Consider the following 26957-nt stretch of genomic DNA (forward strand, 5'->3'; position numbering starts at 1 on the left):
AGAGCATATGACAACGGTGTTCAGTACCGTGTTGCACATACCCCCCACCCGTAGTTCACTGGCGAATCGGGGACACCACCGAGAACACCGTCGACACGACCGGGAGGCCTTGGCATGGGGGCTGGACACGACCACGGACACAGCCACGGCGGGCCACCGCCGACGGGCACCGCGGCCCTGGCCTACAGGAACCGACTGCGGATCGCACTCGGCATCACGCTCTCCGTGATGGTGGTGGAGATCATCGGCGGCGTCCTCGCCGACTCGCTCGCCCTGATCGCCGACGCGGCCCACATGGCGACCGACGCCCTCGGCCTCGGCATGGCACTGCTCGCCATCCACTTCGCCAACCGGCCGCCCACCGGCAACCGCACCTTCGGCTTCGCACGGGCGGAGATCCTCGCCGCGCTGGCCAACTGTCTGCTGCTGCTCGGCGTCGGCGGCTACGTCCTCTACGAGGCGGTCCAGCGCTTCCTGGAGCCGGCCGACACCCGCGGCGGACTGGCGATCGCCTTCGCGCTGATCGGCCTGGTCGCCAACCTCGTCTCCCTCTCGCTGCTGATGCGCGGCCAGAAGGAGAGCCTGAACGTGCGCGGCGCCTATCTGGAGGTGCTCGCCGACGCGCTCGGTTCGGTGACGGTGATCGTCTCCGCCACGATCATCCTGCTCACCGGCTGGCAGTACGCGGACCCGATCGCCTCGATCCTGATCGGCCTGATGATCGTGCCGCGCACGGTCAAGCTGCTGCGGGAGACCCTGGACGTGCTCCTGGAGTCGGCGCCCAAGGGGGTCGACATGGCGGAGGTGCGGGCGCACATCCTGGCCCTGCCGGGCGTCGAGGACGTGCACGACCTGCACGCCTGGACGATCACCTCGGGCATGCCGGTGCTGTCGGCGCACGTCGTCGTGGCGCAGGACGTGCTGGACGCGGTCGGCCACGAGAAGCTGCTGCACGACCTCCAGGGATGCCTGGGCTCCCACTTCGACGTCGAGCACTGCACCTTCCAGCTGGAGCCGGCCGGTCATGCCGAGCACGAGGCCGGGCTCTGCCTCTGACGGGGACGGGTTGCTAACCTGGTGCCGTACGCACGTGAGCAGGGAGAGGAGCTGAGGTTGATGACCGTCGCGATGGAGGCCGCCCGCAGCGGCGGCACCCGGTCGTCCCTCAGCTACCGGGTCTCCGGCTGACCTGACGCTTCGCACGTCCGCCGTCGGCCGGGACCCCCTCACCCAAGGGTTTCCCACGTTGTCCGACAACACCCAGGCGCTTCACGACGCCTTCTTCGCCCTGCACCACGGTCTGCCGCGGCAGGGCCCCGGTTCCGACACCACCACCCGCCGGCTGCTCGCGCTCGCCGGCCCGCTGCCCGCGCGTCCGCGCGTGCTCGATCTCGGCTGCGGCCCCGGCCGTTCCGCGCTGCTGCTCGCGGCCGAGGCGGGCGCCGAGGTGACCGCCGTCGACCTGCACGAGCCGTTCCTGGCCGAGCTGCGGGCGTCCGCGGCCGCCCGCGGGCTCGACGACCGGGTCCGCACCCTGCGCGCCGACATGGGCGCTCCCGGGCTACCCGACGCCTCCTTCGACCTGATCTGGGCGGAGAGCTCGGCCTTCGCGATCGGCTTCGACCGGGCGCTCGCGGAGTGGCGCCGACTGCTCGCACCCGGGGGGACGCTCGTCCTCACCGAGTGCGTGTGGACGACCGAGCACCCCGCTCCCGAGCCCCGGGCCTTCTGGGAGGAGCACTACCCGCTCCGTACCGTCACCGAGAACGCCGCCGCGGCGGTCGCGGCCGGCTACCACGTCCTCGGCACCGTCCTCCAGCCGGAGGGCGACTGGGACGAGTACTACGGACCGCTCCACGCGCGGGCCGAGGCGGCCGACACCGCGCTGCCCGGCATGGCCGAGGCCGTCGCCGGGGCGCGGGCCGAGATCGCGCTGCGCCGCGCGCACGGCGGTGACTACGGCTACGCGGGCTTCGTCCTGCGGCCGGCCGACCCGCGGTGGCGCACCCGGGAGGAGACCGCCGCCGACGTCCCCGTCGTACGGGAGATCAACGCGGCGGCCTTCCCGACCGCCGCGGAGGCCGGCCTGGTCGACTCCCTGCGCGCCGACGAGGCGGCCTGGCTGCCGGGCATGTCGTACGTGGCGGAGACGCCGGACGGCACGGTCGCCGCGTACGCGCTCATCACCCGCTGCCACGTCGACGGGGTCCCGGCGGCGGCCCTCGCACCGGTCGCGGTGGCGCCCGCCCACCAGCGGACGGGCGCAGGCCAGGCCGTCGTCCGGGCGGTGCTCGACGCGGCGCGGCTGCGCGGCGAGCGGCTCGTGCTGGTGCTCGGCCACCCGGAGTACTACCCACGGTTCGGATTCGTACGTGCGTCCGCGTATGGGATCAAGCCAGCCTTCGAGGTCCCGGACGAGGCCATGATGGCGCTCGACCTGGCCGGTTCCGGGCCCGTGACCAGGGGCACGATCTCGTATCCGGCGGCTTTCGGGGTCTGAGCGGCGGCCGCTCCCGTCGCGCCGGGTGTACTCCGGTGCGGTGGGAGCGGTCATGTCCGGCCGCCGAAGTACGGACAAGCCGCTTTTGTACGGCAGACTGAGGTGGCCCCTCAGGGCGAGGACCGAAGCGAAGGATGGGTATGCCGAGCACATCAGCCACCGTGGCCCAGAGCTCCTCGAACGGCGTCCGGCCGGTCGGGGACGAGGCTCCGATCATGCTCGAACTGGTCGACGAGGACGGCGTCACGATCGGTACGGCGGAGAAGCTCGCCGCACACCAGGCGCCGGGGCAGCTGCACCGCGCCTTCTCCGTGTTCCTCTTCGACGAGACGGGCCGGCTGCTGCTCCAGCGGCGGGCGCTCGGCAAGTACCACTCCCCGGGCGTCTGGTCCAACACCTGCTGCGGCCACCCCTACCCGGGCGAGGCGCCCTTCGCCGCCGCCGCCCGGCGCACCTTCGAGGAGCTGGGCGTCTCGCCCTCGCTGCTCGCCGAGGCGGGAACGGTCCGCTACAACCACCCGGACCCGGCCTCGGGCCTGGTGGAGCAGGAGTTCAACCACCTGTTCGTCGGCCTGGTGCAGGCCGCGCCGCAGCCGGATCCCGAAGAGGTCGAGGAGACCGTCTTCGTGACCGCGGCCGAGCTCGCCGAGCGACACGCGGCCGCGCCGTTCTCCGCCTGGTTCATGACGGTGCTCGACGCGGCGCGTCCGGCCGTCAAGGAGCTGACGGGTCCGTCCGGGGGCTGGTGACCTCCGGCGCGGTGCCGGGCAACGGCCCCGGCACCGCGTTCGGCAGCACCGGTCCGGTCGGCGCCTGACCCGGTACGAAGGGGTTCAGGGGCAGCGCCGCCCAGATGATCTTGCCGCCGCTCGCGGTGTGCTCCACGTCGCAGGCGCCGCCCGACTCCAGGGCGATCTCCCGGACCAGCAGGAGGCCGCGGCCGCCGGTCTGGCCCCAGTCGGCCTCCAGGGCCTTGGGCCGGTAGGGATGGTTGTCCTCGACGGACACCCGGATCCACTCGGCTCCGATGGCCACCTCCACCGCTATCTCCGGGGAGAGCAGCGCGGCGTGCTTCACCGCGTTGGTGACCAGTTCGGAGACGATGAGAAGCAGTCCCTGGACGGTGTCGTCGTGGACGGGGACGCGCTGGCGGACCAGCAGGTCGCGTACGGCGTGCCGGGCCTGCGGCACGGACACGTCCACCGCGGGAGCGGTGAACCGCCAGACTCCTTCGTAGGACGGTGGCCGGGCGGGGACGCTCCCGCGGCTCTCCATAGTCCGGCTCCCACCCTCGTGCTCGATTGTCGCCACAGGTCGAGTCTTGGGAATCGGCAGGTACGCCTCGGGATACTGACCAGAAGTCGACACTTATCGACCGACTTCTGATCAGGTGAGTATGCCAACGTCAGTTGTTCGACTGGTCCTGATCCTCTGCTGACGACTTCGGAGGACGGGTCGCCGATGTGACCATATGGAGGATACGGCGCCCCGCTTGCCTCCCGACGGGCCCCGGACCGCGGCACGGGCGGGAGCGAGCAGGCCCGCGCGAGCCCTCCGCGCACCCCTTGCCGGTCGTGGCGGGAGGGTGCCCGGTTACCATCCGGCGCATGGAGCCCCAGCTGACCGTCGGCGTCGTCGACGAGGTCGCCACCCTCGTGATCGCCAACCCCGCCAAGCGCAACGCCATGACCGCCGGCATGTGGCGGTCCCTGCCCGGGCTGCTCGCGCCGCTCGCCACCGACCCGGCCGTACGCGCCCTGGTCCTGACCGGCGCGGGCGAGACCTTCTGCGCCGGGGCCGACATCTCGACCCTGCGCGAACCCGGCGACGAGCAGCAGACCCTCGCGGTCCTGGCCGAGGAGGCGCTGGCCGCCTTCCCCAAGCCGACCCTCGCCGCGATCCGCGGCTTCTGCGTCGGCGGCGGCAGCCAGCTCGCCGCCGCCTGCGACCTGCGGTTCGCCGAGGAGGGCACCCGATTCGGCGTGACCCCGGCGAAGCTCGGCATCGTCTACCCGGCCTCGTCCACCCGCCGCCTCGCCTCCCTCGTCGGCCCCTCGACCGCCAAACACCTGCTGTTCTCGGGCGAGTTGATCGACACCGGACGGGCGCTGCGGACCGGGCTCGTCGACGAGGTGCTCCCGGTGGGCGCCCTGGACGAGCGCGTCGCCGAGTACACCCGCACCCTCGTCTCGCGCTCGCTGCTGACCCAGGCCGCCGCCAAGGAGTTCACCGACGGCCGCACCGACCGGGACGCGCACTGGGCGGAACAGGCACGCGGGAGCGGCGACACCGCCGAGGGCGTCGCCGCCTTCCTGGAACGCCGCCCGCCCTGCTTCACGTACGGCCTCTGACACCCCCTCCCGTCACTCCTGGACGAGCACCCTCTCGGCCTGGCCGCGCCAGTGCTCGACGATCGCGGCCGGGGCCTTGGCCGGCGAGCCCGCGTCGTACGGGGGCTGCGGGTCGTACTCGGTGAGCAGCTGGACCGTCTGGGCGGTCGCGTCGCCGGCGATCCGGCCGAGCAGGTGCAGGGCCATGTCGATGCCGGAGGAGACCCCGGCCGCCGTGACGTACTTGCCGTCGAAGACCACCCGCTCACCGGTGGACTCGGCGACCAGCGGCGCGAGGTCGTCCAGGGCGAGCCAGTGGCTGGTGGCCCGGCGCCCGGTCAGCAGCCCGGCCCCGGCGAGCACCAGGGACCCGGTGCACACCGAGGTGGTCCAGGTGCTGGTGGCGTCGGCGTTCCGCAGCCAGTCGAGGATCTCCCGGTCGCGCATGGCCTCGCGCGAGCCGGGGCCGCCGGGGACCAGGACGATGTCCGGCCGCGGCACGTCCCCGAGCGCCTTGTCGGCGACCAGCGCGAGACTGCCCTGGTCGTTGCGGACCGGGCCGGGCTCCTTGGCGACGAAGACGGTCTCGGCTCCGGGGAGCCGGCCGAGGAGTTCGTAGGGGCCGACGGCGTCGAGCGTGGTGAAACGGTCGTAGAGCAGAACGGCGATCTGCATGGTGCTCCTCTGTCCGATGCGGATGGGGTGAGGTGGAGGGGCCTTTCGGCGGTACGTCACTCGACGGGGGCGTGGAAGCGGCGCCGGTAGTCCGCCGGGGCGGTGCCGAGCGCCTTCACGAAGGCGCGGCGCATCGCCTCGGGCGTGCCGTATCCGGCGGCCCGGGCGACCTCCTGGACGCCCTGGACCGACTCCTCCAGGAGCCGCCGGGCGTGTTCGAGGCGTACGCGGTCCACGTAGCGGCCGGGGGTCGTGCCGGTCTCGGCCTGGAAGGCCCGGGCGAAGTGCCGGGGCGAGAGCCGGGCGCGGGCGGCGAGCGCCTCCACCGACAGGTCGTCCTCGGGGTGCTCGGCGATCCAGTGCTGCAGGTCGCGCAGCGGTTCCCGGCGGGCGGTCTGCGCGGAGAGCTGGGCGCTGAACTGCGCCTGGTTGCCCGGCCTGCGCAGGAACACGACCAGGTGGCGCGCGACGGTCAGGGCGGCGTCCCGGCCGAGGTCCTCCTCGACCAGGGCGAGCGCGAGGTCGATGCCCGCGGTCACCCCGGCCGAGGTGGCGAGCCGGCCGTCCCGGACGAAGATCGGCTCCGGGTCCACCTCCACCTCGGGGTGACGACGGGCCAGCTGGTCGCAGGCCACCCAGTGGGTCGTCACCCGGTGTCCGTCGAGCAGCCCCGCATCGGCCAGCAGCAGCGCGCCGGTGCAGACCGAGACGAGCCGTTGCGCGTCCGGGGCGTGCCCGCGCAGCCACGCGATCAGCGCCGGGTCGGGGGCGCGGGTGCCCTCGCCGCCCGGCACGAGCAGGGTGTGCGGGGGCCCGTCGGCGACGGCGGCGGCGAGCGTGGTGTCCGGCAGCAGCCGCAGTCCGCTGTGGCTGCGGACCGGGCCGCCGTCCAGCGAGGCCGTACGGATCGGGTAGGCGTCCGGCCGGCCGGCCGCACGGGCGGCGCCGGCGAACACCTCCACGGGGCCGGTGACGTCGAGGCTCTGCACGCCCTCGAAGAGGACGACGAGGACGGGTCGCTGCGTCATGAATTCATCCTTGGCGGCGCCGGGTAGGGCCGCAATGACGAGCTCCCCACCTTTTCTGCCACGGCGGGGGCCGCCGGGGACACCGCTTCCCGACCGGCGGCGGCCTGCGGGAGCCGGGGCCGGCCGGCCGTGCCCGGCTCCTGCTCCTGCTCCGGCTCCGTGCCGGACGTTCCGCGGGTCCCCGGACGGGCGGCGGCCTGATCCGGCCTGCGGCACCGGGCCCGGCCGGCCCGGGGATTCCCGCCGTACCGACCAGTAGGTAATGTGCGGCAGCATGACGAACCTGCCGCACCGCGCGGGCCGCCGCTGCGCCCACCCCGTGAACCTGCTGCACGCGACGCTGTTCTTCTCGCCGGACCTGGACGCCGAGTTCCGGCGGCTCGGCATCGAGGATGCGAGCGCGAAGCGGCTGGCCGCGCGCAGCGCCCCGCTCGGCGCGGTGGGCGCCGGAACGGTCGCCGCGACGTTCTACAACTACAACCACGCCTTCCTCGCCCGGCGCCTGCCCGGCGTCTGGGCGGTCGCCTCCCCCGCCGAGGTCCTCGACGCCCGGCTGCGGGCCGTGGACGGCACGCTGCGCCGGCTGCTCGGCGAGGACGCGATCGCCTCGCCCGAGATGGCCGAGGCCGCCGAGCTCGCCCTGCGGGCCACCGAGGCGTGCACCCGGCACGCCCGCCCGCTGTACGCCGCCAACGCCGACCTGCCGGTCCCGGACGCCCCGCACCTGCGCCTGTGGCACGCCACCACCCTGCTGCGCGAGCACCGCGGCGACGGACACCTCGTCGCCCTGGTGAGCGCCGGCCTCGACCCGGTGGAGGCGCTCGCCAGCCACACCGCCACCGGCAAGGGCATGGCCCCGCGCTGGGTGCTCGGCACCCGCGGCTGGGGGCGCGCCGACTGGGACGCGGCCCGGGAGCGGCTGCGCGAGCGCGGGCTGCTCGACGCCGAGGGCGAGCTGACCGAGATGGGCGTCGCGCTGCGCGAGGCCCTGGAGGACGAGACCGACCGCCTGGACGCGGCGCCGTACGAGCACCTGGGCGCGGACGGCGTGGCCCGGCTCACCGAGCTGGCCCGCGGCTTCCTGGTGGCGGCCGTCGGAGCGGGCGCGTTCCCGGGCGACCTGACCGGCAAGGCGTAGCCTCCGCACAGGGCCGCCGGCGGGCGCGGGCCGGCCACGGGGGCGGGTCGGTTACCGCGTACGGGTGAGCGACCCGGCAGAATGCTTCCGCAAGCTTGAGGCACGAGAAGGCGGGTCGGGACATCGTGACGACGTCCATCGAGGCAAGGATCGCCGAGGAGCTCGGCGTACGCGAGCGACAGGTGAAGGCGGCCGTCGAACTGCTCGACGGCGGTTCCACCGTGCCGTTCATCGCGCGCTACCGCAAGGAAGCGACGGAGATGCTCGACGACGCGCAGCTGCGCACCCTGGAGGAGCGGCTGCGGTATCTGCGCGAGTTGGAGGACCGGCGGACCGCCGTCCTCGACTCCGTACGCGAACAGGGCAAGCTGACGCCCGAGCTGGAGGCGCAGATCCGGGCCGCGGACACCAAGGCCCGCCTGGAGGACATCTACCTGCCGTTCAAGCCGAAGCGGCGGACCAAGGCGCAGATCGCCCGCGAGGCGGGTCTGGAGCCGCTGGCCGAGGGGCTGCTCGCCGACCCGTCGGTGGACCCGCTGGCCGCCGCGGCCGCGTTCGTGGACCCCGGCAAGGGCGTCGCGGACCCGGCGGCGGCGCTCGAAGGCGCCCGGGCCGTCCTCACCGAGAAGTTCTCCGAGGACGCCGATCTGATCGGCGAGCTGCGCGAGCGGATGTGGAGCCGGGGCCGGCTGGTCGCCAAGGTCCGGGAGGGCAAGGGCGACGACAAGGAGGGGCCGGGCGCGAAGTTCGCCGACTACTTCGACTTCGCCGAGCCGTTCACCGCGCTGCCCTCGCACCGGATCCTCGCCATGCTGCGCGGCGAGAAGGAGGACGTCCTCGCGCTGGAGCTGGAGCCGGAGGAGCCCGCCGACGGCCCGGCGGGCACCGCGTCCCCGTCCTCGTACGAGCCGATCATCGCGTCCCGCTTCGGGGTGGCCGACCGCGGCCGCCCCGGTGACAAATGGCTCCTGGACACGGTCCGCTGGGCCTGGCGCACCCGGATCCTGGTGCACCTCGGGATCGACCTGCGGCTGCGGCTGCGGACGGCCGCCGAGGACGAGGCGGTCCGGGTCTTCGCGGCGAACCTGCGCGACCTGCTGCTCGCCGCGCCCGCGGGGACGCGCGCGACGCTGGGGCTCGACCCCGGTTTCCGTACCGGCGTGAAGGTCGCCGTGGTCGACGCGACCGGCAAGGTCGTGGCCACCGACACGATCTACCCGCACGTCCCGGCGAACAGGTGGGACGAGTCCCTCGCCAGGCTGGCCCGGCTCGCCAAGGAGCACGCGGTCGAGCTGGTCGCCATCGGCAACGGCACGGCCTCCCGTGAGACCGACAAGCTCGCCGGCGAACTCATCGCCAAGCACCCGGAGTTGCAGCTCACGAAGGTGATGGTGTCCGAGGCCGGGGCCTCGGTGTACTCCGCCTCCGCGTTCGCCTCGCAGGAACTCCCCGACCTGGACGTCTCGTTGCGCGGTGCGGTGTCCATCGCCCGGCGCCTCCAGGACCCGCTGGCCGAGCTGGTGAAGATCGACCCGAAGTCCATCGGGGTCGGCCAGTACCAGCACGACCTGTCCGAGGTGAAGCTCTCCCGCTCCCTCGACGCCGTCGTCGAGGACTGCGTGAACGGCGTCGGCGTCGACGTCAACACCGCCTCGGCGCCGCTCCTTTCGCGCGTCTCGGGCATCGGCGCGGGCCTCGCCGAGAACATCGTGTCCCACCGCGACGCCAACGGCCCCTTCCGGTCCCGGAAGTCGCTGAAGGACGTGGCACGGCTCGGACCCAAGGCCTACGAGCAGTGCGCGGGCTTCCTGCGCATCCGTGGCGGCGACGACCCGCTGGACGCGTCCGCGGTGCACCCGGAGGCCTACCCGGTGGTGCGGCGCATGGTGAAGGCGTCGGGCGGCGAGGTCGCCGCGCTGATCGGCAACACCGGCGTGCTGCGCTCCCTGCGGGCCGACGAGTTCGTCGACGAGACCTTCGGTCTGCCGACGGTCACGGACATCCTGAAGGAGCTGGAGAAGCCGGGTCGCGACCCGCGCCCGGCGTTCAGGACGGCCACCTTCAAGGACGGCGTCGAGAAGATCTCCGACCTGGTGTCGGGCATGGTCCTGGAGGGCGTGGTGACCAATGTCGCGGCCTTCGGCGCCTTCGTCGACGTCGGCGTCCACCAGGACGGCCTCGTCCATGTCTCGGCCATGTCGAAGACCTTCGTCAAGGACCCGCGGGACGTGGTGAAGCCGGGCGACGTGGTGAAGGTGAAGGTCCTCGACGTCGACATCCCGCGCAAGCGGATCTCGCTCACCCTCCGGCTGGACGACGAGGCGGCGGCCGCCGAGTCGGCGCCTCCCCGGCGGGACCGCGGGGACCGCGCCGACCGCGGCGGGCGCCCGCCGCAGCAGCGCCGTGGCGGCGGGGGCGGAGGCGGTGACCGCAACCGCGACCGCGCGTCCTCGGCCCCGGCTCCGGCGAACAGCGCGATGGCCGACGCCCTGCGCAAGGCCGGCCTCCTGAACGAGGGCGGCGGCCACGGCAAGCGGCGCGGCCGCTGACACGCTGAAGGGCCCGGCCGGCCGGGCCCTTCAGCGTTCCCCGGGGAGGGGCGGGCATCCGCCTCGACGGGCGCCCGGCGCCTTTCTTCCCGCCCTCCCCCGCGAGCCGAGCGGGGACGGCGCGGCCGCGTTTCGCGTCGCCCGCCGCGGCGGTGTCGTCCCCGCGGGGGCGTCTACGGCACGAAGCGGAGGGCCCAGTCCGCGCGGTTCGCGACGGCCAGGTCGTCGTCCCGCGTGAGCGGCTGGAGCAGCTCCTGGGCGGCCTTCGGATCGGCGTGCACCAGGTCGACGATCTCGGCGGCCAGGCCGTCCTGGTCGTCGCCGAGGTCCACCGCGGAGGCGCGCACGAGCAGCGGGAGCCGGTCGGTACCGCCGAGCGAGGCGATGACGCCGCCGAGGAGCTCGCGGGAGTAGGAGTTGCGCTCGGCGACCGCGCGGTCGAGTTCGGACTCGAGGCGCGGGAGTGCGCCCCGGTCGCCCGATGCCGCGATCTCGTCGGCGACGTCGATCGTCTCGTCGAGATCGGCGTCGAGGTCGTCCAGCATCTCGATGAGCCGGGTCACGCGGTCGTCGGTCATGGTGCCTCCTGGAATGCGCCGTCCACGAGGACCGGAACGGCCGTCGACGAGTCGATCTCTGCGGCCACCTCCACGTCCTGCGGATAGCCGTTCTCGTACAGTTCACGACCCGAGTCGCAGCCGTGCAAGGCGGCGACCGGGTCCTCCGTGGCCGCCCGCAGCGTCGCCGCGGTCGCCCCGGGTGTCAGGATCCGCCCGGCCGCGCGCAGCGCGTCGAGCACCGCCCCGGCGCCGCGGAGGTCCTCCAGGGCGGGGCGCAGGGAGCCGTCCGGCCACCGTTCGCCGGAGGCGACGACCACGGCGGGGCGCTCGGCGGTGCCGTACCCGTGCCCGACGAGCCGGTCGGCGAGGGCCGTGCGGTCGCGGAGGGAGGCGGCGCCGCCGGGCGCCCGCCCGGCGGCGGCCGCTGCGGAGGAGGTGAGCCCGTCCGAGGACGGACTCACCGCTCGGCCGTTCGGCTCACAGTTCGGTCACCTTGCCGTCCGCGACCTCCAGGCGGCGCGTGACGTGGACCGCGTCCAGCATCCGGCGGTCGTGGGTGACCAGGAGCAGCGTCCCGTTGTACGAGTCGAGTGCGGCCTCGAGCTGCTCGATGGCCGGCAGGTCGAGGTGGTTGGTCGGCTCGTCGAGGACGAGCAGGTTCACCCCGCGGCCCTGGAGCAGGGCGAGCGCGGCGCGGGTGCGCTCACCGGGTGACAGGGTGGTCGCGGGCCGCAGCACGTGGTCGGCCTTGAGGCCGAACTTGGCGAGCAGGGTGCGGACCTCGGCCGGTTCGGTGTCGGGGACCGCGGCGCAGAACGCCTCCAGGAGCTTCTCCGTGCCGTGGAACAGCTTGCGTGCCTGGTCGACCTCGCCGACGACGACGCCGGGACCGAGGACCGCGTCGCCCGCGTCCAGCGGCAGCCGGCCGAGGAGGGCGGCGAGGAGGGTGGACTTGCCGGCCCCGTTGGCGCCGGTGATGGCGACGCGGTCGGCCCAGTCGATCTGGAGGGTGACGGGGCCGAAGGAGAAGTCGCCGCGGCGCACCTCCGCCTCGCGCAGGGTCGCGACGACCGCGCCGGAGCGGGGCGCGGCGGCGATCTCCATGCGCAGCTCCCACTCCTTGCGGGGCTCCTCGACGACGTCGAGACGCTCGATCATGCGCTGGGTCTGGCGGGCCTTGGCGGCCTGCTTCTCGCTGGCCTCGCCGCGCAGCTTGCGCCCGATCTTGTCGTTGTCGGTGGCCTTGCGGCGGGCGTTGCGGACGCCCTTGTCCATCCAGTTGCGCTGCATCAGGGCGCGCGACTCGAGGGCGGACCGCTTGTCGGCGTACTCGTCGTAGTCCTCACGGGCGTGCCGCCGCGCGGTGTCCCGCTCCTCCAGATAGGCCTCGTAGCCGCCGCCGTAGAGGGTGATCTGCTGCTGGGCGAGATCGAGTTCGAGGACCTTGGTGACCGTACGGGTGAGGAACTCGCGGTCGTGGCTGATCACGACGGTGCCGGCGCGCAGCCCCTTGACGAAGGCCTCCAGCCGCTCCAGACCGTCGAGGTCGAGGTCGTTGGTGGGCTCGTCGAGGAGGAAGACGTCGTAGCGCGACAGGAGCAGCGAGGCGAGACCGGCGCGGGCGGCCTGGCCGCCGGAGAGGCCGGTCATCGGCTGGTCGAGGCCGACGGTGAGGCCGAGGGAGTCGGCGACCTCCTCGGCGCGCTCGTCGAGGTCGGCGCCGCCGAGGTCGAGCCAGCGCTCCAGAGCGACGGAGTAGGCGTCGTCGGCGCCGGGCGCGCCGTCGACGAGGCCCTGGGTGGCCTCGTCCATGGCGACCTGGGCGGCGGCGACGCCGGTCCGGCGGGCCAGGAATCCCCTCACGGTCTCCCCCGGGCGCCGCTCGGGCTCCTGCGGGAGGTGCCCGACGGTGGCGGTGGGCGGCGACAGCCGCAGCTCCCCCTCCTCCGGGGTGTCGAGGCCGGCGAGCAGCCGCAGGAGCGTGGACTTGCCGGCTCCGTTGACGCCGACGAGGCCGATCACGTCACCGGGGGCGACGACGAGGTCGAGCCCGGCGAAGAGGGAGCGGTCGCCGTGTCCGGCGGCGAGGTTCTTGGCGACGAGGGTGGCAGTCATCAGGGGATGAATCCTACGTGTGTCGCCGGCCGAGGTGCGGGGGTACGGTCCGGGCGTGGGTGCGGCACGGGGGCGGGGAGGGAGACCGGGATGGGGAGCGGGATGCGCACGGGGACGGGGACGGGCAGCGGTGGGGGTGCGGCCCCCGGTGACGAGGTGCTCGTGGTGGGCGCCGGCGTCGTCGGTCTGACGACGGCCGTCCGGCTCGCGGAGCGGGGCCTGCGGGTTCGCGTCTGGACGCGGGACCCGGTGGCGGGCACGACGTCGGCCGTGGCGGGCGCCCTGTGGTGGCCGTACCGGATCGAGCCGGAGGCACGGGTCGCCACCTGGTCGCTCGCCTCGCTCCGGGTCTACGGGGAGCTGGCAGCGGACCCCGCCGCGACGGGGGTCCGGCTGGTGCCGGGGGTGCACGCGGAGACGGTCCTGGACGGGTTGGGCGAGTGGGCGAAGGAGGTCGACGGCCTCCGGCAGCTGCCCCCGCGGGAGGTGCCCGGCCCGTACGGCACGGGCTTGGCGGCGCGGCTTCCGCTGATCGACATGCCGGTCCATCTGGCCTGGCTGCGGGGCCGGTTGAAGTCGCTGGGCGGAGTCGTGGAGCTCCGCGCGGTGACGGACCTGGCCGAGGCGGCGGCGGAGGCGGCCGTGGTGGTGAACTGCGCGGGGCTGGGGGCGCGGGACCTGGTGCCGGACGGCGGGATGCGGGCGGTGCGGGGGCAGCTGGTCCTGGTGGAGAACCCGGGCGTGGAGACGTGGTTCACGGCGGCGTCGGGGACGTCGAGCGAGACGACGTACTTCTTCCCGCAGCCGGGGCGGCTCGTCCTGGGCGGCACGGCACAGGAGGACGCCGAGAGCCCGGACGCCGACCCGGCGACGGCGGCGGCGATCGTGGCGCGCTGCGCGCGGATCCGCCCGGAGATCGCGGGGGCCCGCGTCCTCGGCCACCGCGTCGGCCTGCGCCCGGCCCGCGACGCCGGCGTCCGGCTGGAGCCCCGGCCCCGGCCGGACGGCGGCCTGCTCGTCCACAACTACGGACACGGCGGGGCGGGGGTCACCGTGGCGTGGGGGTGCGCGGACGAGGCGGCGGGGTGGGTGACCGGCGGCTGAGACGACGGAGCGGGGCTCGCGGGCGGGGCGCCCTGCCGGGCTCCCGGCGAGGGGTTGCACGCGGACGCGGCGCACACGGGGCGGTCCGGTCCGGGGGCAGGCCCGGACTGCTCGCCGCTGTCGGGAGGCGAGCGCCGGGCCGATGGAACGGCTCGCGTCGCACCGAGGCGCGTCCACCGTCGGGCGCGGCAACCCGACCGGCCGGCCGGAGCCGCGGCCGGGCACCCCGCACACGGCGCCGGCCGCCGCGTGGGTGGTCCCCACGGGGCGGCCGGCGCACGGCATCCCTCCGCGGTCTAGCGCGGGAAGGGCTTCGGCGTGCTGTCGTCCGCGTCGGAGCAGGCCCGGGCCTTGCGGTCCAGCGCGTCGGCCTTGGCGCGGGCCTTGCGGGCCTCCGCCGTGGCACCGAGACGCTGCAGCTTGGCGGCCTTGCTGCGGAGCTCGGCGGCCTCCTTGTGCAGCTTCTCGACGTTGCAGGTGACCGTCTTGCCGGCGGCCTGCGCGGCCGGGGCGGTGGCGGTCTGTCCGAGCAGCAGGCCCCCGGCCAGCAGCATCGTCGCGGCGAGAGCCGACAGGGTACGGCGGCGCAGCGGTGTCGCGTTCGTCATGGTTTTCACTCCACGTTCCGGACCGTGGCGGTCCGTTCAGGTATGGTCGATACCGGCTGGTAACCATAACTCGGAATGATCATGCGCCTCGCCCGCGGCGAGCCCGGTCACCAGCTCCTCAACATGTCTCCACACGCTCTCCGCGAGTCAGCGCAAAGGCCGCCTCCGGATCCAGGAGCAACGGCACGAGCGCGCGCAGCGACTGACGCAGCGGTACGAGCGCACCGCCGCCACTCTCCCCTCGCACGGCCACGCCGTGCAGGCGCAACACGTCTGCCACAGAGGCGTACTGAGTCTGCGTCAGGCGGTAGGCGCAGGGCGGGTCATGGAGGATCTCGGCGGGTTCGGCAGGGTCGTTGTCGGCGCCGCCCAGGAGGATCGGACCGCGGTCGGCGAAGCCGGTGTGCCGGGCATGCGCGGTGGCCGCGGTCAGTGGGCCGCGACGCGCGTCGAGGTAGGCGAACGCGCCCTGGAGGGCGGCGCGCTGGGTGGCGACCCGGCGGCGGTGGTTGCGGGCGGGGTCGCTCTGTTCGCCCGCGGTGAGCGCGTCCTCGCGCGTCTCGACGAGCAGGCCGACCGCGTGCTTGAGGCCCGCCGCGTTGCGCAGGATGCGTTCCTGGCCGTCGCCCGCGACCTGCTTGACCGGTTCACCGGTGACGGGGTCGGTCCAGATGCCGTAGATGCCGCTGCTGTATCCGGAGCGGCCGGCGGCCGGGCGTACGTACGCCTCCGAGAGCGTGCGGGACTCGCCGTGGACGCGCGGGTCGGTGTTGAGGTTGCGCGGCCAGAGGGCGAGCAGGTCCTTGTCGTAGTAGGGCGGGGTCGCGCTGTACTCGTGGAGGTCGTAGACGAGTTCCGGACGCCGGTCCCGGATGAGCGCGGCGAGTGCCCGCCCCTCGGCCGTACGCAGGGCGATGTGGTCGCGGTTGATGTCGACGCCGTCGCTGTTTCCCCGGGTGTCCGCCTCCCGGCCGTCGGGATTGGCGGTGGGGACGACGAGGAGGGTCGTACGGGCGAGGAAGCGCCGGGTCCCGGGGTCCCGCGCGTAGGCGAGGTCGCGCAGGGTGCTCAGGCAGGCCTCCCGGCCGGACGGTTCGTCGCCGTGCTGGGAGCAGATGAGGAGCACGGTGGTCGGGCCGGCGCCGAGCACGGCCAGCCGGAGCGGTCGCCCCTGCGCGGTGGTCCCGATCCGGCGGACGGAGACGTGGGGGCCGGACCTGTCGACGGCGTCGAGGAAGGCCGTCTCCTCCGAGCCGGTGGTCCAGCGCGCCCCGTCGGTCGCCTCGAAGCCGGTGCGCGGGACCTGGACCGGCGGCACGGACGCGGTGCCGGTGCCGGCGGCGTGGGTCGGGGTCGCGAGCAGCGGCAGGGCGAGGGCGGCGAGGCCCGCCGTGACGGTGAGTACGCGCCGGGGGGTGCGGTGGGTGCGGCTCATCGGGCCTCGCCGGGGATCGGGGCGCCGCTGCGCGGGAGCGCGTGGGCGCCGGTCGGGGTGACACCGTGCTGAACGGCCGCGCCCGTCGGGAGGTCACCGGCCGTGGCCCGGTCGAAGGCGCCGGCCCCGCCGAGCAGCGGCACGGCGGCCCGGGTGCGGGCGAGGTCGAGGGTGAGGGCGGGCCGGGTCGACGGCGGATCGAGCAGGTCCCTGTCCGTGCCCGCGACGATCAGGGCGAGGCGGTGGCCGGCGGGGACGACGTGGTCGGTGGGGGCCAGCTTCACGGTGAGCGTGTAGGGGCGGCCCGGGGTCAGGGGGCGGCCGGCGCGCGGATCGGCCCAGGTGCCCAGGTCCGCCCAGCCGCGGCTGACGACCGTGTACGGGACGTCGGCGGTGCGGGCCCTCGTCTCCTTGTAGCAGGCGCTGTCGCCGTCCGTGCTCGCGCCCCAGCAGGTGCGCTCGGTCAGGGTGGTGATGCCCTCGCCCGGTTCGGCGTAGGCCCGGATGGTGGCCGGGCCGAGGTCGACGAGGACGGCCGTCAGGTGCGCGCTCGTGGTGGTGGGCGTGGCCGTGACGGTCACCGTGGAGGAGCCGGCGATCCGCAGCTCGCGAACGAGGGGGCGGGTGGTGAACCCTGCCTTCGCGGGGGTGGACCGGTCGATGTCAGCGGCCCAGTCGAGCTCCCCCCGTGCGGGGTCGTCGGTGAAGGCCGCGGTGCTGCCGCGGGGGGCGGGGGTCCGCCCGAGGACGCCGACTCCGGGGGCCGCGCCGGGCGCGGGGCGGAGCACGGCGGGGGCGGTGCCGCGCGGCGGCCAGCTCCGGTCGGTGGTCCAGCGGTCCGGGGCGCGCTCGATGTCGGCCATCGGCTCCCGGTCGATGCCGTTGTCGTAGCCGAGCAGCTCGTGGTCGAACCAGCGGTGCAGCGTGCGGACCCAGTCGGCGCGCCGGAAGTCGAAGGGGTCGACGTGGCCGGTCTGCGCCAGCCAGATCTTCCGCGTGACGCCGTGGCGGGCGAGGGCGTCCCACCACTGGCCGAACTGGTTGGCGCGCACGTTGAGGTCCTGCTGTCCGTGCACGACGAAGACGCTGGCCTTCACCTTCCCGGCGTCGGGCACGTAGTTCCGCTCGCTCCAGGCGGGGGTCCAGTCGCCGCTGTACGGGGTGGCGGCGGCGATGCGGTCCTGGACGGCTTCGCAACGGGCCCTGGAGTCGGGGTGGTTGACGTAGTCCGACAGCCAGGTCGGGTTGGCGTCGTAGAGCGGGGCGCCCTGGGAGTGGAAGTAGTCGTACCAGGAGGAGATCGCCCCGATCGGGACGACGGTGCGAAGACCCGCCACGCCCGTGGCCGCGACGCCGTTGGCGACGGTGCCGTCCCAGCTCTTGCCGATCATGCCCACGGCGCCGGTCGACCACGTGGTGGCGTCGGCGCGCCGGTCCCCGGTGCGGGTGGTGTAGCCGGGCGCGCGGCCGTTCAGCCAGTCGACGACGGCCTTCGCGGACCGGATGTCGGCGCGTCCGCCGACCTCGTCACAGCCGTCGGAGCGGTTGGTGCCGGCGAGGTCGACGGCGGCGAAGGCGTAGCCGCGCGGCACGAAGTAGTTGTCGTAGTGGAGCGGGAACCCTACGGGCCGGCCGTCTGCGTCGTACGTCTTCTTCTGGCCTTCGTTGCCCCGACCGCAGCAGGCGTAATAGGGGCTGGCGTCCATGATGACCGGAATCCTCCGGCCGGCCGCGGCGGGTTCGCGCGGGCGCACGATGTCGACGGCCACGCGGTCGGTGCGCCCGTCGGCGTCGCCGTCGGCTCCGGTGTCCACCCAGACGGACTCCCGGACGGCCGCCGCGTACGCGTACACCGGCTGCGACTCCCGTACGGGCGGGGCCGCCTGGGCACTTCCGGAGGGAGCGAGCAGGAGGGCGGCGAGGGCGGCCGCGGCGACGGCGGACAGGGGTCTGCGGGACGGACGGGCTCCGCGGGTTCTCCGCACACGTATCGGCATGGGCGGAAGGTACTCCGGAGGACTCCTGTGCAAAAGAGTGCCGCGTCGGACATCCGGTACGGGAGATTCATGTCGGCCGAATGGCGATCATGTGACAGGGGGTGCTCTGGACGTGACGCGGTGTCGGAGGCCTGAATAGTGTCGCCAAGGACCGACGACCACCCGTGCGTCTTGTGATTCTTTCGACTTGGGGAGCACCTGTGCACCGCAGAATCATCGTTCCGAGCGCCCTCGCGGCCTCCCTGCTGCTGGCGATCCCGGCATCGGCGGCCGACTTCGAGAAGGGCGCGCCGGGCATCGGCGACTCCTACTACCCCGCCAGCGGCAACGGCGGCTACGACGTCTCCCATTACGACCTGCGCCTGAAGTACCAGCCCGCCACCGACCTGTTGGAGGGTACGGCGACGATCCTCGCCACCACGACGCAGAACCTGTCCCGCTTCAACCTCGACCTCGGCCTGAAGGTCGAGGAGGTGCGGGTGAACGGCCGCGTCGCGAGGTTCGCCACCTCCGGCGACCACGAGCTCGAGGTCACCCCGGCCACTCCGCTGGAGAAGAACAAGCCGGTGACGATCGTGGTCCGTTACGCGGGCAAGCCCTCCGAGGTGAAGATAGGCGGCTGGTCCGCCTGGGCCCGCACCCCGGACGGCGGTGTCGCCGCGCAGGAGCCGGACTCGGCCGTGTGGTGGTTCCCGTCGAACGACCACCCACTCGACAAGGCGACCTTCGACGTCTCCGTCCTGGTGCCGGACGGCCACCAGGCCATCAGCAACGGCGTGTTGCAGTCGCAGTCCTCGAAGCTGGGCTGGACCCGCTTCAACTGGCGCTCCAACAAGCCGCAGGCGACGTACCTGGCCACGCTCGCGGTCGGCAGGTTCGACATCACGACCGACCGGACGGCGAACGGACTTCCGGTCCTCAACGCCTACAGCAAGGACCTGGGCGACAACGGCGGAGCGGCCCGCGCCTCCGTCGAGCGCACCACCGAGGTCGCGGAGTGGCTGGAGTCGGTCTTCGGGCCGTACCCGTTCAACTCCCTCGGGGGTTACGTGCCGAACGTGACCAGCGGCTTCGCCCTGGAGACGCAGACCCGGCCCTTCTACAGCCCGCGGCAGTTCGCCAACGGCGCCAACGTCTCCGTCGTCGTGCACGAGTTGGCCCACCAGTGGTACGGCGACAGCGTGTCGGTGGCCGACTGGAAGGACATCTGGGTCAACGAGGGCTTCGCCCGCTACAGCCAGTGGCTGTGGTCGGAGAAGGAGGGCGAGGGCACGGCCCAGGAACTCGCCGACTACGTCTACGGGGCCCACCCGGCCGACGACCCGTTCTGGACGGTGAAGCCCGGCGACCCGGGTGCGGACGACCAGTTCCACCTCGCCGTGTACGACCGGGGCGCGCTGGCGCTGCAGGCGCTGCGCAACGCGGTCGGCGACGAGGACTTCTTCGCGATCCTGAAGGGCTGGCCGCAGGAGCACGCGTACGGCAACGCGCACGTGGCCGACTTCGTGAAGTACGCGGAGCGGGTCTCCGGCAAGCCGCTCGCGGGGCTCTTCGACACCTGGCTCTACCAGCCGGTCAGGCCGGCGGCCCCGGCCGCCTCGGCGGCGGGCCCGGCCTCGGGCCCGGCGGCACGGTCCGGACGGGCGGCGAAGACCGTGAAGCCGGCGCAGCAGCCGAAGTCGTGGAAGAAGATCGCGGAGACGAACACGATCCACGAGAGCGAGCACGGCACGCACTGACACTCGCCCACGCGCCCGGCGGCGCCTTCGTCCCGCGGTCGGGCGGGACGGGGGCGCCGCCGTCCTGCGCCGCCGTCCTGCGCGCGGGGCCGGGCGCCGTCGCGGGGTGCGGGAGGGGGCCGCGGGAGAAGCGCCTTCGTCCCGCACCAGAGGGCGGGAGGGGACGACGGGCGGGGGACGTCCCGCGCCTCCCGCGCGGCCGGCGGCGCCCCACCCCGCCCCGGCGACCCGCCCGCAGCCCTCGGACCCGCCCGAGAGCCGTCGCGGCCCACGTCCCCGGCGGCACGTCCCGCCCACGTGACCCGGCGGCGCCCGTCACGCCTGCCCTGTCCCCCGTCCTGTGACGCCCGCACCGGGGGCCCGCGCGTCCCGTCACGCCCGCCGGGCGTGCCATTCCGCGGCGAGGATGCCCCAGATCTGCTTGTCGTGACGTGCACCGTCGTACGGCCAGGCCTCGCGACGGACGCCTTCGAGCGTCATGCCGAGGCGCTCGGCGACGGCGCCGCTCCGGTCGTTGTCGGCGCGGCAGTGCCACTCGGCGCGGTGCAGGCCGCGCTCCACGAGCGCCCAGTCCAGGAGCACGGTGCAGGCCTCGGTGACCAGGCCGTGCCCCTCGCCGGCCGGTTCGAGCCAGCAGCCGAGTTCGCAGGTGCCCCACGCGGCGTCGAAACCGGTGAACATCACGCCGCCGACCAGCGTGCCGTCCCGCCAGATGCCGAAGAGGCGGCCGCCGTCCTCGGCCTGACGCCGGCCGTAGCGGACCAGGGTGCCCTGGGCGCCCTCGACGTCGGCGGTGACGAAGCCCGGTCCGACCCAGGGCCGGATGTGCTCGCGCGCCCGGTCCATGTGGGCGGCGAACTCCTCGGCGTGCCAGGACTCGAGCGGCCGGAGGACGGCGTCGTCCCGCAGCGGGAGGGAGAACATGGGACCCCATTCACACAACAAACGTTATGGCTATTACCGTAGCAGCATGCCACGCACCAAGGGCGATCACGAGGCCCGTCGTCGCGAGGTCTCCGAAGCGGTCTGGCGGGTCCTGGCCGCACACGGCTTCGGCGGCCTCACCATGCGCGCCGTCGCCGCCGAACTCGGCTCCACGACAGGCCTGTTGACCCACTACTTCCCGGCGAAGCGCGATCTGGTCGCGCACGCGCTGGACCTGCTCGACGAGCGCACCGCGGCGCGGCCCAGGCGCTCGGCGGGGCAGGGCCTGGCCGCCCTGCGCGCCGCTCTGCTCGACATCCTGCCGCTCACCGCCGAGGCCACCGCGAGCAACCGGATCTGGGTCTCCTCCTGGGACACCGCGCTCGCCGACCCGGCGCTGAGCGAGGCCTACGCCGGCAAGTACGGGCGCAGCCGGGACCGGCTCGCCGCCCTGGTGGCGACGGCGCAGGAGCGCGGCGAGCTGCCCGCGGGCGACCCGGCCCGCGTCGCGGCCGGCGCCCAGTCCTTCACCCTCGGCCTGGTGGTCCAGGCCCTGTTCGACCCCACGGCCTATCCGCCCGAGACCCAGGTCGCGCTCCTCGACGCCTACCTGGACTCCCTGGCGGCGTGACGCCGCAGCCGCGACCCCGCCGACCGCCCCGGCATCCGGCCGGCGGCGCCGTGGTCACGCCCCCGCCGCACGGCCCCCTGCGCCGTCCTGGCCCGAGCCCTCCCCCGGCCCGAACGCAGGCCGGCGCCCGATGGTACGGCGACGTCACCGCCCGGTACGGACTCCGGGCCCACCGCGCCGGGCCTCCGGAAGGGCCTCCCGCCGGGCCTCCTGGCGTGCCTTCCGGGCCAGCGGGAGGTAGCGCAGCCGCTCGGGGAGCAGCGGCACGACGGCCCGTACGACCCGGGTGAAGCGGCGCAGCCGCCGCTCCTGGGCGTCGGTCCACTCCAGGCCGATCGCCTCCCGCGCATCGGGCGGCATGAGACCGACGGTGAGGAAGAGCCTGGCGCGCAGGAAGGGGCCGCGGAGCAGCGGCCACAGCGCCCCGAGGGCGAGCCGTACGGGCCAGGGGCCGCGGTCGGGGGCCGGTACGGGCTGGTCGGTCGCGATCAGTTCTCGGACCACGGCGGTGGCCTCGATCTCCTCGGCCAGGACACGGCGGTAGTACGGCCAGAACTCCTCGATCGTCTGCGGCATGTCCCGGTCGTGGATGCCGAGCACCCGGCCGACCTGCAGCCACTCCGCATAGAGCTGCCGCTCCTGGGCCTCGGTCAGCGGCCGGGCGAGGTAGCCGAGGCCGTGCCGGTAGACGGGATAGCCGGTGGCGTGCACCCAGGCGTAGTAGGCGGGGGTGAGCGCGTGGTAGCGGCGGCCGTGCGCGTCGGTGCCCTGGATCTCCTTGTGGAGCGCGCGCAGCCGGCGGCCCTCCTCGGCCGCGGCCTCGCCGCCGTAGATCCACAGCTGCAGGGAGCGCAGGGAGCGCTCGCCGCGCCCCCAGGGGTCGGTGCGGAAGACCGAGTGGGCGTCGACACCGGCGCCGACGGCGGGGTGCGCGACCTGCAGGGTGAGGGCGGCGGGCAGCATCAGCAGCGCCCTGACGTCACCGGCGACCGTCCACAGCACGCCTCCGACGGGCGGCGGCACGGGCTCGTCACGGCCGGAGGCACGGACGGCCCGCTGCCCGGGTCCGTCGGCGACGGGGCCGGGCGCGGAGGCCGGGTCGGCGACCTGGCCGGGGCCCACGGAGGAGTCGCACTCGGAGTCGGGTGCGGCGTCGCGCCCGGAGGCGGGGTCGGGTGCGGCCGGACCGCCGTCGGCGCGGCGCGCCCCCTGGGCCGGGTCCTGCGGGCCGGGCATGTGTTCGTCCTCCCTGAGGCGGTCTCCCCCGGGCATTGTCCCCCGGCACCGAGGTGGCGCGGCGGGGCCGCCCATGACGCGGGGCCGCGCCCCGGGCTCGACGGCCCGGGGCGCGGCCCCGTACGGGTGTGCGCGGTGCGTCAGGAACGCTCGGCGCCGACCGGCTCGCCGATGATGCGACCGGCGAGGGAGCGGGCCCAGGCGTCGACGTCACCGGCGAGCTCGCGCTCGGCGGCCTCGCGCTCGGCGGCGATGCGCTCGTGACCGGCGGCGAGGATGGCCTCGCGCTCGCGCAGACCCTCGGCGCGGGCGGCGGCGATGGCCTGGGAGCCCTCCTCGGTGGCCTGCGAGCGGATGCGGGCCGCGTCGTGGCGGGCCTCGGCCAGCTCGGCCTCGTACTGCTCGCGGATCGCGGTGGCCTCGGCGCGCAGGTCGTCGGCGCGCTCGGTGCCGCCTTCGATGGCGTCCTCACGCTGGGTGAGCGTGCGGTTGATCTTCGGCAGGATCCCCTTGGCGAGGATCAGGAAGGTCAGGGCGAAGAGGACGGCACCGAGGATGAGCTCAGCCCAGACCGGGTTCAGGGGGCCCAGGTCGGTGGGGAAGATCTGCGAGTTCTGCGCGAGGGTCATGGGCGGCATCTTACCTGGTCGCAAAACTCGCAATTCAGACAGACGGCCGAGAGTTGGCGCGTTCGTGCGAGCGGCGCAAGATTTCCGGCACCCAATGGCTACCGGAAGGTAACCAGGTCTGATCTGATGTGCGGCGCCGGTCCAACCCCCCACTCTGATCCGGGAGTTCACAGTGTCGTTCGCAGCCATCCGCCGTATCCCCGGCGCCGCCCTCTCCGTCGCGCTCGCCGCGGCCGCCCTGGGCGCCACCGCGCCCGCTGCGTCGGCCGCCGCCCCGGCGACGACGGCGGGCACCGCCGCGGGCCCGCAGCTGAAGGTGCTGACGTACAACGTCTTCCTCTTCTCGAAGACGCTCTATCCGAACTGGGGCCAGGACCACCGCGCCGCGGCCATCCCCGCCGCGCCCTTCTTCCAGGGCAACGACGTCGTCGTGCTCCAGGAGGCCTTCGACAACTCCGCGTCCGACGCCCTCAAGGCGAAGGCCGCCGCGCAGTACCCCTACCAGACGCCGGTCGTCGGCCGCTCGAAGTCCGGCTGGGACGCCACCGGCGGCGCCTACTCGACGACGACGCCGGAGGACGGCGGCGTGACGCTGCTCAGCAAGTGGCCGATCGTCCGCAAGGAGCAGTACGTCTACAAGGACGCCTGCGGGTCCGACTGGTACTCGAACAAGGGCTTCGTCTACGCGGTCCTCGACGTCAACGGCACCAGGGTCCACGTGGTCGGCACGCACGCCCAGTCGACCGACTCGGGCTGCTCGGCGGGCGAGGCGGCGCAGATGCGCAGCCGCCAGTTCAAGAACATCGACGCCTTCCTCGACGCCAAGAACATCCCGGCGAACGAGCAGGTGATCGTCACCGGCGACATGAACGTGGACTCGCGCACGCCCGAGTACGCGTCGATGCTCGCCGACGCGGACCTGGCCGGCGCGGACGCCCGCACCGGCCACCCGTACTCCTTCGACACGGCGCTGAACTCGATCGCCCACGACCGCTACCCGACCGACCCCCGCGAGGACCTCGACTACGTCCTCTACCGGGCCGGCAACGCCCGCCCGGCGAACTGGACGAACACGGTGATACCGGAGCAGACCGCGCCGTGGACCGTCTCCAGCTGGGGCAAGCAGTACACCTACTCGAACCTGTCCGACCACTACCCTGTCGTGGGTACTGTCGAAAAGTAAGCGGCGTGGCCGGTAGGGTCCACGCAACGAGCTACGGCCGAGATTCCGGCTCCGGGGCAGCCCACCCGCATACGACTCGCACACCACCTTGTCTGCGCAGACCTCGACCCGGCGGATCAGTTTCCCCAGGATGATCCGCTTCGACTGCACGCTGATCGTGTCCCACTCGGCCGGCAGGCCGCGCACCACCTCCCGGAACGGGACGGGGCTCATCGGCTCTTCCGGCTCCGTCGGCAGGGCATCGAGTTCCTTCTGCAGCCCAATCAACTGTGCGGCGAAACGGTCGCGCGTCCGGAGGTTCGTGTCTCGGGGGATATCCCCGAGTGCATGCCCTTCGGTCGCGCGGTCGATCGCTGCCGAGATCTTGGAGCTCTCGACCTCGATCGCTTGGCGTCGCCCGGCGACATCCGGAGACTGCCGAGTTTTCGGCAGAACCACCTCGCCGGCGAGGATCACGTCGAACTCAGCGCTCCCCTCCTTCAGCGCCTAGAACGGGCCATGCACCCTCGTTTCCGTGCCGGTCATGGTCTGTGCGAGGGTTGGCACCCATGAGCGAGTGGACAGTTCACGGGGCCCGCCCCCTCTACACGAGCCCCTGGGTGAGCCTCGACCTCGTCGACGTCGAGCCCCCCGGCCACGACCGATACGAGCACCACCTGATCAAACTCGCACCCGTCGCCGCCGTCGTCATGCTCGACGACGAAGGCCGGGTCCTGTTCATGTGGCGACACCGGTTCGCCACCGGCTCATGGTCGTGGGAGATCCCGTCCGGCATCGTCGAGGACGGCGAGACGCCCGAGGCGGCGGCACTGCGCGAGGTGCTCGAAGAGACCGGCTACGAGATCACCCCCGAGCAGCTCACCCCGCTCGCCTACAACGAGCCCATCGGCGGCATGTGCAACGCCGTGCATCACGTCTACCTGGCCCGCGGCGCCCGCAAGACCGCCGAACCGGTCGACACCCACGAGGCAGACCGGATCGAGTGGATCGCCCTGGAAAAGGTGCAGGACATGATCGACGCCCGGCAGATCGTCGCCGGCGTCGCCGTTACGGGGCTGCTTCAACTGCTGGCACGCCGCCCGTGACAGCAGGCGCTGCGGCGACGAGCTCCTGCAGGTCCCGCACGGGGGCCGCAGATGCCTCGCGCACCGGGATCGCTGCCAGTACCTCGCGGGCCCGCGAGATCACGATCCCGGTGAAGTGCTCGGGCGGCAGCCCCAAAAGCAGACTTTCCGTGGCGCGGCACGCGACCGACACCTCGCCCACCGCGACCAGGCTCTCCGCCTCATCCATCGAGATCAGCGCCTGATCAAGGTGCTCCGTCGGCGAGTACAGTCCCCTCGCCCGCTGCAGCGCCGCCTGTGCATGCCGGGTGTCCCCGAGTGTGGTCCACATGCTGCCGCCGTGCCACACGAGCTGCCGCTCGGTGTACCCGTAGGCCGTGTCGGACGTGTCCGCCGCCCCGAGCCGCGCGAACGCAGCCTCGGCGAGCGCGAGGGCATCCTGCGCCTCCCGGGCCCGCCCCATCCTGGCCAGGGCCCGCGCCTCCAACGCGGGAGCCCACGCAGCGGTAGCACACACCGCCGAGCCGGCGACGAGCCGCGCCCGCTCGGCGAGCTGCAGCGCCGCCGCGGGCGCACCGAAATAGAACGGGATCACGGCCTCCCGGGCAAGCAGCCACGCGCGCAGCGCCCGGTCGCCGGTCTCTTCCGCGAGCATCTGCCCGAGGTGATACCAGGAACGCGCCTCGCGGTGCTCCCCGAGGGCGACAAGAGCTATCCCCGTCGTGCCGGCGAGCTGCGCCGCGATCCGACACAGCCGCGCCCGGACGTCGGCGGGCTGCCTGCCCGTGAGTAGGCCCTTGACGGTGTGAAAGTCCGCGACGGACCCGGCGAGCAGCTCGGCCGGCGGCAGGATCTGGTACTCGTGCCCGTGCTCGGCGGCGCTGCGTTCCAGCTGATCAAGAGTCGTCTCGGCGACTGACCCGCCGAGGAGCGCCGACGCGCTCACCCGCAGTTCGGCGAGGGACATCGGCCCCGCCGGCGCCTCGGGCCGCCGCGCCGTAGTGGTGGTGCGCGGCACGGGCACCGTCGGCGCCGGCTCGTCGGGGGCGGGCGTGTAGTCGGCGCCGAACCCGAGCCGGTCGGCGCGCGTGCGGTACATGCGGCACAGCCGGTCGAGGTTCTCGTCGTTGGGTCGCCCCTTGCCGCGCTCCCAGCTCGACAGCTGTTGCACGGTGACACGCGCGCCGAGCGCCGCCAACTGCCCGCGAGCATCCGCGAGGGTCCAGTCGTGCGCGAGGCGATGCGCCTGCAGCAGCCCGCACTCGGTCTCGCTGTCGATGGCCGCGGCGGTCTGCCACGGTGTCCAGCTCTCAGCGTCGGCTCGGGCCACGATCGCTCGGGCCGTGCTCCGCTTTCCGTCACTGCGCGACATGAAGCCTCCCGAACTCAAAGCAATTGCGCGCCGGCCCTGATCGGCGCCGATTTCACAGCCGTGCGATGAACACCACGCCCGAATCACAGCGAGTCCGTGACGAGCAGCCGATTTCATCGCCGGGCAGCCATGGCGCGCGC

Annotated in this window: 23 protein-coding genes and 1 pseudogene; 11 read left to right on the top strand and 13 right to left on the bottom strand. The window is 73.7% G+C overall.

Annotated elements, in window-relative coordinates:
- The first annotated feature begins 114 nt into the window (after positions 1-114).
- The 3 genes from ACGF1Z_RS05015 to idi all read left to right on the top strand — a co-directional run bounded on the left by ACGF1Z_RS05015 (position 115) and on the right by idi (position 3249).
- On the top strand, positions 115-1056 hold the full coding sequence (locus ACGF1Z_RS05015) for a cation diffusion facilitator family transporter (RefSeq protein WP_392999957.1): 942 nt from the start codon (positions 115-117) through the stop codon (positions 1054-1056).
- Between the two features lie 190 nt (positions 1057-1246).
- Positions 1247-2500: a GNAT family N-acetyltransferase gene (locus tag ACGF1Z_RS05020; RefSeq protein WP_392999959.1), complete on the top strand. Its 1254-nt coding sequence runs from the start codon at positions 1247-1249 to the stop codon at positions 2498-2500.
- Positions 2501-2640: 140 nt separating this feature from the next.
- Entirely contained in the window at positions 2641-3249 is a 609-nt protein-coding gene (idi, locus tag ACGF1Z_RS05025; protein ID WP_392999960.1) for an isopentenyl-diphosphate Delta-isomerase, read from the top strand.
- 79 nt (positions 3250-3328) lie between these two features.
- On the opposite strand, the pseudogene ACGF1Z_RS05030 reads toward idi, so the two are convergent.
- Positions 3329-3775 (bottom strand): annotated as a pseudogene (locus tag ACGF1Z_RS05030) (ATP-binding protein); the annotation flags it as partial.
- 332 nt (positions 3776-4107) lie between these two features.
- On the opposite strand from ACGF1Z_RS05030, the gene ACGF1Z_RS05035 reads away from it, so the two are divergent.
- Entirely contained in the window at positions 4108-4851 is a 744-nt protein-coding gene (locus tag ACGF1Z_RS05035; protein WP_392999962.1) for an enoyl-CoA hydratase/isomerase family protein, read from the top strand.
- 12 nt (positions 4852-4863) lie between these two features.
- Here the strand turns inward: ACGF1Z_RS05035 and ACGF1Z_RS05040 are convergent, their stop codons facing one another.
- Entirely contained in the window at positions 4864-5505 is a 642-nt protein-coding gene (locus tag ACGF1Z_RS05040; RefSeq protein WP_392999964.1) for a DJ-1/PfpI family protein, read from the bottom strand.
- A gap of 56 nt (positions 5506-5561) precedes the next feature.
- A complete protein-coding gene (locus tag ACGF1Z_RS05045) occupies positions 5562-6533 on the bottom strand; it encodes a GlxA family transcriptional regulator (protein WP_392999966.1) in 972 nt (323 codons plus the stop codon).
- A 274-nt stretch (positions 6534-6807) separates the two neighbouring features.
- Here ACGF1Z_RS05045 and ACGF1Z_RS05050 point away from each other — a divergent pair, with 274 nt between their 5' ends.
- The gene (locus ACGF1Z_RS05050; RefSeq protein WP_392999968.1) at positions 6808-7671 is read left to right on the top strand and encodes a hypothetical protein; all 864 of its coding nucleotides are present in this window, start codon (positions 6808-6810) and stop codon (positions 7669-7671) included.
- Positions 7672-7796: 125 nt separating this feature from the next.
- A complete protein-coding gene (locus ACGF1Z_RS05055; protein ID WP_392999970.1) occupies positions 7797-10220 on the top strand; it encodes a Tex family protein in 2424 nt (807 codons plus the stop codon).
- Between the two features lie 173 nt (positions 10221-10393).
- Here the strand turns inward: ACGF1Z_RS05055 and ACGF1Z_RS05060 are convergent, their stop codons facing one another.
- Genes ACGF1Z_RS05060 through ACGF1Z_RS05070 form a run of 3 tightly spaced genes read right to left on the bottom strand, consistent with a single transcriptional unit; the run spans position 10394 to position 12895 of the window.
- Positions 10394-10798 carry a hypothetical protein gene (locus ACGF1Z_RS05060; protein WP_392999972.1) on the bottom strand — a complete coding sequence of 135 codons (405 nt, stop codon included), beginning with the start codon at positions 10796-10798 and terminating at the stop codon, positions 10394-10396.
- On the bottom strand, positions 10795-11241 hold the full coding sequence (locus tag ACGF1Z_RS05065; protein WP_392999974.1) for a 2-phosphosulfolactate phosphatase: 447 nt from the start codon (positions 11239-11241) through the stop codon (positions 10795-10797). Before ACGF1Z_RS05065 ends, ACGF1Z_RS05060 begins: the two co-directional genes overlap by 4 nt.
- A 16-nt stretch (positions 11242-11257) precedes the next feature.
- Positions 11258-12895: an ABC-F family ATP-binding cassette domain-containing protein gene (locus ACGF1Z_RS05070; protein ID WP_392999976.1), complete on the bottom strand. Its 1638-nt coding sequence runs from the start codon at positions 12893-12895 to the stop codon at positions 11258-11260.
- Between the two features lie 102 nt (positions 12896-12997).
- Between ACGF1Z_RS05070 and ACGF1Z_RS05075 the strand changes: the two genes are divergently transcribed.
- Positions 12998-13999, top strand: a complete 1002-nt coding sequence (locus ACGF1Z_RS05075; RefSeq protein WP_393000334.1) for an FAD-dependent oxidoreductase — start codon at positions 12998-13000, stop codon at positions 13997-13999.
- 296 nt (positions 14000-14295) lie between these two features.
- Here ACGF1Z_RS05075 and ACGF1Z_RS05080 read toward each other — a convergent pair whose 3' ends face one another.
- The 3 genes from ACGF1Z_RS05080 to ACGF1Z_RS05090 all read right to left on the bottom strand — a co-directional run bounded on the left by ACGF1Z_RS05080 (position 14296) and on the right by ACGF1Z_RS05090 (position 18039).
- Positions 14296-14607, bottom strand: a complete 312-nt coding sequence (locus tag ACGF1Z_RS05080; protein ID WP_392999977.1) for a hypothetical protein — start codon at positions 14605-14607, stop codon at positions 14296-14298.
- A gap of 118 nt (positions 14608-14725) precedes the next feature.
- Positions 14726-16042, bottom strand: a complete 1317-nt coding sequence (locus ACGF1Z_RS05085; RefSeq protein ID WP_392999979.1) for a M14 family metallocarboxypeptidase — start codon at positions 16040-16042, stop codon at positions 14726-14728.
- Positions 16039-18039, bottom strand: coding sequence for a Xaa-Pro dipeptidyl-peptidase (locus ACGF1Z_RS05090; RefSeq protein WP_392999981.1), 2001 nt, complete (start codon positions 18037-18039; stop codon positions 16039-16041). Before ACGF1Z_RS05090 ends, ACGF1Z_RS05085 begins: the two co-directional genes overlap by 4 nt.
- A gap of 200 nt (positions 18040-18239) precedes the next feature.
- On the opposite strand from ACGF1Z_RS05090, the gene ACGF1Z_RS05095 reads away from it, so the two are divergent.
- Positions 18240-19778: a M1 family metallopeptidase gene (locus tag ACGF1Z_RS05095; protein ID WP_392999983.1), complete on the top strand. Its 1539-nt coding sequence runs from the start codon at positions 18240-18242 to the stop codon at positions 19776-19778.
- Between the two features lie 372 nt (positions 19779-20150).
- Here the strand turns inward: ACGF1Z_RS05095 and ACGF1Z_RS05100 are convergent, their stop codons facing one another.
- A complete protein-coding gene (locus tag ACGF1Z_RS05100) occupies positions 20151-20702 on the bottom strand; it encodes a GNAT family N-acetyltransferase (protein WP_392999985.1) in 552 nt (183 codons plus the stop codon).
- 46 nt (positions 20703-20748) lie between these two features.
- Between ACGF1Z_RS05100 and ACGF1Z_RS05105 the strand changes: the two genes are divergently transcribed.
- On the top strand, positions 20749-21333 hold the full coding sequence (locus ACGF1Z_RS05105; RefSeq protein ID WP_392999987.1) for a TetR/AcrR family transcriptional regulator: 585 nt from the start codon (positions 20749-20751) through the stop codon (positions 21331-21333).
- 144 nt (positions 21334-21477) lie between these two features.
- Here ACGF1Z_RS05105 and ACGF1Z_RS05110 read toward each other — a convergent pair whose 3' ends face one another.
- Both ACGF1Z_RS05110 and ACGF1Z_RS05115 read right to left on the bottom strand, forming a co-directional pair.
- Entirely contained in the window at positions 21478-22569 is a 1092-nt protein-coding gene (locus tag ACGF1Z_RS05110) for an oxygenase MpaB family protein (protein ID WP_392999989.1), read from the bottom strand.
- A 140-nt stretch (positions 22570-22709) separates the two neighbouring features.
- Positions 22710-23198, bottom strand: coding sequence for a hypothetical protein (locus tag ACGF1Z_RS05115; RefSeq protein ID WP_392999991.1), 489 nt, complete (start codon positions 23196-23198; stop codon positions 22710-22712).
- A 172-nt stretch (positions 23199-23370) separates the two neighbouring features.
- On the opposite strand from ACGF1Z_RS05115, the gene sph reads away from it, so the two are divergent.
- Both sph and ACGF1Z_RS05125 read left to right on the top strand, forming a co-directional pair.
- The gene (gene sph, locus ACGF1Z_RS05120; protein ID WP_392999993.1) at positions 23371-24381 is read left to right on the top strand and encodes a sphingomyelin phosphodiesterase; all 1011 of its coding nucleotides are present in this window, start codon (positions 23371-23373) and stop codon (positions 24379-24381) included.
- A 548-nt stretch (positions 24382-24929) separates the two neighbouring features.
- Positions 24930-25466 (top strand): NUDIX hydrolase, encoded by a 537-nt coding sequence (locus ACGF1Z_RS05125; RefSeq protein WP_392999995.1) that lies wholly within the window; start codon positions 24930-24932, stop codon positions 25464-25466.
- On the opposite strand, the gene ACGF1Z_RS05130 is transcribed toward ACGF1Z_RS05125, so the two are convergent.
- The gene (locus ACGF1Z_RS05130) at positions 25429-26817 is read right to left on the bottom strand and encodes a helix-turn-helix domain-containing protein (protein WP_392999997.1); all 1389 of its coding nucleotides are present in this window, start codon (positions 26815-26817) and stop codon (positions 25429-25431) included. The genes ACGF1Z_RS05125 and ACGF1Z_RS05130 overlap by 38 nt on opposite strands.
- Positions 26818-26957 lie beyond the last annotated feature (140 nt).

Origin of the sequence: Streptomyces sp. NPDC048018 (assembly GCF_043202995.1) — a bacterium.
Classification (GTDB): Bacteria; Actinomycetota; Actinomycetes; order Streptomycetales; family Streptomycetaceae; genus Streptomyces.